Source organism: Pseudomonas sp. CBZ-4 (assembly GCF_000346755.1).
Classification (GTDB): Bacteria; Pseudomonadota; Gammaproteobacteria; order Pseudomonadales; family Pseudomonadaceae; genus Aquipseudomonas.
Genome location: NZ_ANNV01000078.1, coordinates 1 through 5618, shown reverse-complemented (window position 1 = coordinate 5618; position 5618 = coordinate 1). Strand labels below are relative to the sequence as shown.

At 61.8% G+C, this 5618-nt stretch carries 5 protein-coding genes; all 5 read left to right on the top strand.

The window, feature by feature from the left end; all coding sequences use genetic code 11:
* Positions 1 to 152 precede the first annotated feature (152 nt).
* The 5 genes from lon (at position 153) to cmoB (ending at position 5555) form a co-directional block, all read left to right on the top strand.
* Positions 153 to 2573 carry an endopeptidase La gene (gene lon, locus B348_RS0109950; RefSeq protein ID WP_017735973.1) on the top strand — a complete coding sequence of 807 codons (2421 nt, stop codon included), beginning with the start codon at positions 153 to 155 and terminating at the stop codon, positions 2571 to 2573.
* Between the two features lie 200 nt (positions 2574 to 2773).
* A complete protein-coding gene (locus tag B348_RS0109945; RefSeq protein ID WP_017735972.1) occupies positions 2774 to 3163 on the top strand; it encodes a protease inhibitor I42 family protein in 390 nt (129 codons plus the stop codon).
* A 1-nt stretch (position 3164) separates the two neighbouring features.
* Positions 3165 to 3821: a lysoplasmalogenase gene (locus B348_RS0109940; protein WP_026136699.1), complete on the top strand. Its 657-nt coding sequence runs from the start codon at positions 3165 to 3167 to the stop codon at positions 3819 to 3821.
* Position 3822: 1 nt separating this feature from the next.
* Positions 3823 to 4602 carry a carboxy-S-adenosyl-L-methionine synthase CmoA gene (cmoA, locus tag B348_RS0109935; RefSeq protein ID WP_177325326.1) on the top strand — a complete coding sequence of 260 codons (780 nt, stop codon included), beginning with the start codon at positions 3823 to 3825 and terminating at the stop codon, positions 4600 to 4602.
* On the top strand, positions 4599 to 5555 hold the full coding sequence (gene cmoB, locus B348_RS0109930; protein ID WP_017735969.1) for a tRNA 5-methoxyuridine(34)/uridine 5-oxyacetic acid(34) synthase CmoB: 957 nt from the start codon (positions 4599 to 4601) through the stop codon (positions 5553 to 5555). The genes cmoA and cmoB overlap by 4 nt, the downstream gene beginning before the upstream one ends.
* Positions 5556 to 5618: the final 63 nt, after the last annotated feature.

Sequence of the window (5618 nt, the reverse complement as noted above, 5' to 3'; positions counted from 1 at the left end):
TTGACTGACACACCGCTATCGCAGGCAAGCCAGCTCCCACAGGGTTCGTGCTGAGGCAAATACTATGCAATATGTTGCTAACTTCACCTGACCATTGAAACCACCGCTACCCCGCCCCATCTAACCTGCATACTTCCTGATGCAGGTGCCCCATGAGCGACCAGCAAGAATTCCCCGAATACGACCTCAACGACTACGCCGACCCCGAAAACGCTGAATCCCCTTCGTCCAACACTGGCCTGGCGCTGCCTGGGCAAAACCTGCCGGACAAGGTCTATATCATCCCGATCCACAATCGGCCGTTCTTCCCCGCGCAAGTGCTGCCGGTGATCGTCAACGAAGAGCCGTGGGCCGAGACCCTGGAGCTGGTGAGCAAATCCGATCACCACAACCTCGCCCTGTTCTTCATGGACACGCCGCCCGAAGACCCACGCCATTTCGACACCTCCAGCCTGCCGCTGTACGGCACGCTGGTGAAGGTGCACCACGCCAGCCGCGAGAACGGCAAGCTGCAATTTGTCGCCCAGGGCCTGACCCGCGTGCGTATCAAGACCTGGCTCAAGCACCATCGCCCGCCGTACCTGGTGGAGGTCGAATACCCGCACCAGCCGTCCGAGCCGACCGATGAGGTGAAGGCCTACGGCATGGCGCTGATCAATGCGATCAAGGAGCTGCTGCCGCTCAACCCGCTGTACAGCGAAGAGTTGAAGAACTACCTCAACCGCTTCAGCCCCAACGACCCGTCGCCCCTCACCGACTTCGCCGCCGCGCTGACGTCGGCCACCGGTAACGAGTTGCAGGAAGTGCTGGACTGCGTGCCCATGCTCAAGCGCATGGAAAAAGTCTTGCCGATGCTGCGCAAAGAAGTGGAAGTCGCGCGCCTGCAAAAGGAAATCTCCGCCGAGGTGAACCGCAAGATCGGCGAGCACCAGCGCGAGTTTTTCCTCAAGGAACAGCTCAAGGTCATCCAGCAGGAACTGGGGCTGACCAAGGACGACCGCAGCGCCGACGTCGAGCAGTTCGAACAGCGCCTGCAAGGCAAGGTGCTGCCGGCCCAGGCGCAGAAGCGCATCGATGAAGAACTGAACAAACTGTCGATCCTCGAAACCGGCTCGCCGGAATACGCCGTCACGCGTAACTATCTCGACTGGGCGACGGCGGTGCCGTGGGGCGTGTATGGCGAAGACAAACTCGACCTGAAACACGCGCGCAAGGTATTGGATAAACACCATGCGGGCCTGGACGATATCAAGAGCCGCATCCTCGAATTCCTCGCGGTGGGCGCCTATAAAGGCGAAGTCGCCGGTTCCATCGTGCTGCTGGTGGGCCCGCCGGGCGTGGGCAAGACCAGCGTCGGTAAATCCATCGCCGAGTCCCTGGGGCGGCCGTTCTATCGCTTCAGCGTCGGCGGCATGCGCGACGAGGCCGAGATCAAGGGCCACCGCCGCACCTACATCGGCGCCTTGCCCGGCAAGCTGGTGCAAGCGCTGAAAGATGTGGAGGTGATGAACCCGGTGATCATGCTCGACGAGATCGACAAGATGGGCCAGAGCTTCCAGGGCGACCCGGCGTCGGCGCTGCTGGAAACCCTCGACCCGGAGCAGAACGTCGAATTCCTCGACCACTACCTGGACCTGCGCCTGGACCTGTCCAAAGTGCTGTTCGTATGCACCGCCAACACCCTCGATTCGATCCCCGGCCCGTTGCTGGACCGGATGGAAGTGATTCGCCTGTCGGGCTATATCACCGAAGAAAAAGTCGCCATCGCCAAGCGCCACCTGTGGCCCAAACAGCTGGAAAAAGCCGGCGTGGCCAAAACCAGCCTGACCATCAGCGACGGCGCCCTGCGTGCGTTGATCGACGGTTACGCCCGCGAAGCCGGGGTGCGCCAGCTGGAGAAACAGCTGGGTAAACTGGTGCGCAAGGCGGTGGTCAAGTTGCTGGATGAGCCGGACTCGGTGATCAAGATCGGCAACAAGGACCTGGAAAGCTCCCTGGGCATGCCGGTGTTCCGCAACGAGCAGGTGTTGTCCGGTACCGGTGTGATCACCGGCCTGGCCTGGACCAGCATGGGCGGCGCGACCTTGCCGATCGAGGCGACGCGCATTCATACGCTCAATCGCGGCTTCAAGCTCACCGGGCAGTTGGGTGAAGTGATGAAGGAGTCTGCCGAAATCGCCTACAGCTACATCAGCTCGAACCTGAAGTCGTTTGGCGGTGACCCGAAGTTCTTCGACGAAGCCTTCGTGCATTTGCACGTGCCGGAAGGCGCCACGCCAAAAGACGGCCCGAGCGCCGGCGTGACCATGGCCAGTGCGTTGCTGTCGCTGGCCCGTAACCAGCCGCCGAAAAAAGGCGTGGCCATGACCGGCGAGCTGACGTTGACCGGGCATGTGCTGCCGATTGGCGGGGTACGTGAAAAGGTGATTGCGGCGCGGCGCCAGAAGATTCACGAACTGATCTTGCCGGAGCCGAACCGTGGCAGCTTCGAGGAGTTGCCGGAGTACCTCAAGGAAGGCATGACCGTGCACTTTGCCAAGCGGTTTGCGGATGTGGCCAAGGTGCTCTTCTGATGGTGATGTAGTGCCTGGACTGGCCTCATCGCGGGCAAGCCCGGCTCCCACATTAATCGGTGTTGTTGATGACAGATCGGTCAAATGTGGGAGCGGGCTTGCCCGCGATGGCGTCAGCCGCCATAACGCATGTCCCTCCTGTCACACCTTGTCTCATCTTCGGTTATGCTCGCCCTTCGTCGTGAATCAACGGAGCCTCCATGACCGCTGCCCGCCTGCTTATCCCCCTAAGCCTTGCCCTGCTGGCTGGGTGCGCCAGTGCCCCCAAGCAAAACATCAGCGTAGACGCGCAAAGCGCCTGCCCGCTGCAGCTCAAAACCGGGCAGAACCTGATCCTCACCCTGCCCAGCAACCCCACCACCGGCTACCGCTGGGCCATCCAGGATTCCGCCGGCGGCGTGCTCCGCGCGCTGAGCCCCGAGGTCTACAGCAGCCGTGAATCCGGCGTGATCGGCGGCGGCGGGCAATCCACCTGGCGCTTCCAGGCCTTCGCCGCAGGCCAGGGCCGTTTGCGCCTGACCTCCCAGCAACCCTGGGAACCCGAAGCCGAACCTGCCGACACTTTCGACTGCGCCATTACGGTGAACTGATATGCCATGGATGATTCTTGCGTTGATGGGCGCCGGCACCTTTATCTACGGCCTGGCCACCCACGCCACCTTGCTGTGCCTGCTGGTCAAACCGCTGCCGGTGCTGGCGCTGCTGGGCTGGCTGCATGATGCACCGCCCACCGACTATCGACGCTGGATCAGCCTGGGGCTGATTTTTTCCCTGGTGGGCGACGTGCTGCTCGCCTGGCCGGGGGACCTGTTTATCTTTGGCCTCGGCGCGTTTCTGTTGGCGCACCTGGCGTACCTCAAGGCCTATTTCAGTGACTGCCGGCGCTTGGCGCTGCTGCCATTGCTCTTGGCGCTGGGCGTCGGCGCAGTGCTGCTGAGCATCCTGATTTCCCACGGCCTTGGCGACTTGCTGATCCCGGTGGTGGTTTACGCGCTGGTCATCAGCGCCATGCTCTGGCGTGCGCTGGCGCGGTTGGCCAGCGATGTACCGAAACGTTCGGCGCTGCTGGCGGCGGCGGGTGCGGCGTCGTTTGTGTTTTCCGACACGCTGATCGGTATCAACCGCTTTGTGCTGGCGTTCGATGCGGCGCCGTATTTGTTGATCGCCACTTACTGGCTGGGGCAGTGGGGCATCACCGCGTCGGCTTTCCATCAGACAACCCGCGCACACGAGGGCCAACTTGGCTAAAATGCCGGCCTTTCCCCTTTTCGTCGCCGGAACAACCGTGAGCAAAGAACCCGATCGCCTATTCGCCCAGCCCCTGTCCCAGGTGCCGGACTTCGCCTTTAACGAGGACGTGGTGCGGGTGTTCCCGGACATGATCAAGCGCTCGGTGCCCGGTTACCCGACCATTGTCGAAAACCTCGGTGTGCTCGCGGCGCAGTTTGCCCAGCCCAACAGCGTGCTCTACGACCTGGGTTCATCCCTGGGCGCCGTGACCCAGGCCCTGCGTCGCCATGTGCGCACCGATGGCTGCCGGGTGATCGCGGTGGATAACTCGGCGGCGATGGTCGAGCGCTGCCGCGAATACCTCAATGGCCAGGACTCGATGTTCCAGGAGTTGCTGCCGGTGGAGGTGATCGAGGGCGATATCCTCGCGTTGCAATTCCAACCGGCCTCGGTGGTGGCGCTGAACTTCACCCTGCAATTTATCGCTCCTGATGAGCGCCTGGCCTTGCTCACGCGCATCCGCCAGGCGCTGTTGCCGGGGGGCGCGCTGATCCTTTCGGAAAAGCTGCGCTTCAATGATCCCGAAGAACACGCGTTGCTCACCGATTTGCACGTCGCGTTCAAACGCGCCAACGGCTACAGCGAACTGGAAATCGCCCAGAAGCGCAGCGCCATCGAAAACGTCATGAAGCCCGACAGCCTCGAAGAACACCGCGAACGCCTGCTGGCGGCCGGGTTCTCGACAGTCGTGCCGTGGTTCCAGTGTCTTAACTTTGCCTCGTTGATTGCCTTGCCATGATTGATCTGTCTCCCCTCGCCCGCCATCTGGTCGGCACTCCCTTGGCCGTGTGGGCCCAAGGCCTGCAAGCGCAACTCGATAGCAAGATGGAAAAAGGCCATGGCGACCTGGAGCGCTGGCAGAGCGCGCTGGATGCGCTGCCGAAGATCCAGCCCAGCGACGTGGATTTGCTCAACGGCCTGACCCTCGACACCGATTGCGACGACGAAACACGCGCACAGATGCACACCGCCCTGATGGGCCTGAGCCCGTGGCGCAAAGGCCCGTTCCACCTGTTCGGCGTGCATGTGGACACCGAATGGCGCTCGGACTGGAAGTGGTCACGGGTGGCACCGCATTTGAACCTGAAGGGCAAACGCATCCTCGATGTGGGCTGCGGCAACGGCTACTACATGTGGCGCATGCTCGGCGCCGGCGCCGACAGCGTGATTGGCGTCGACCCGAACTGGCTGTTTTTCTGCCAGTTCCAGGCGGTGCAGCGTTATTTGTCAGAACCCAAGGCGTGGCACCTGCCGTTCCCGTTCGAAGACCTGCCGGCGAATCTGGAAGGCTTTGATACGGTGTTTTCCATGGGCGTGTTCTATCACCGGCGTTCGCCTATCGAGCATTTGCTCGCGCTGAAAGACACCCTGGTCAAGGGTGGTGAACTGGTCTTGGAAACCCTGGTGGTGGAAGGCGATCAGCAACAAGTGCTGGTGCCGGAAGACCGTTACGCGCAGATGCGCAACGTGTGGTTCCTGCCGTCGGTGCCGGCGTTGATGCTGTGGCTGCGCCGCGCCGGGTTCAGTGATGTGCGCTGTGTGGATGTGAGCGTGACGACCGTCGAGGAACAGCGTGGGACGGAGTGGATGAAGTATCAGTCGTTGAGTGATTTCCTTGATCCTGAAGATCACAGCAAGACGATTGAAGGGCTGCCGGCGCCGATGCGGGCCGTCATCATCGCCAGGAAATAACTCCAATCTCCCTGAAAACATGGAGATCAAAATGTGGGAGCTGGCTTGCCTGCGATAGCGGTG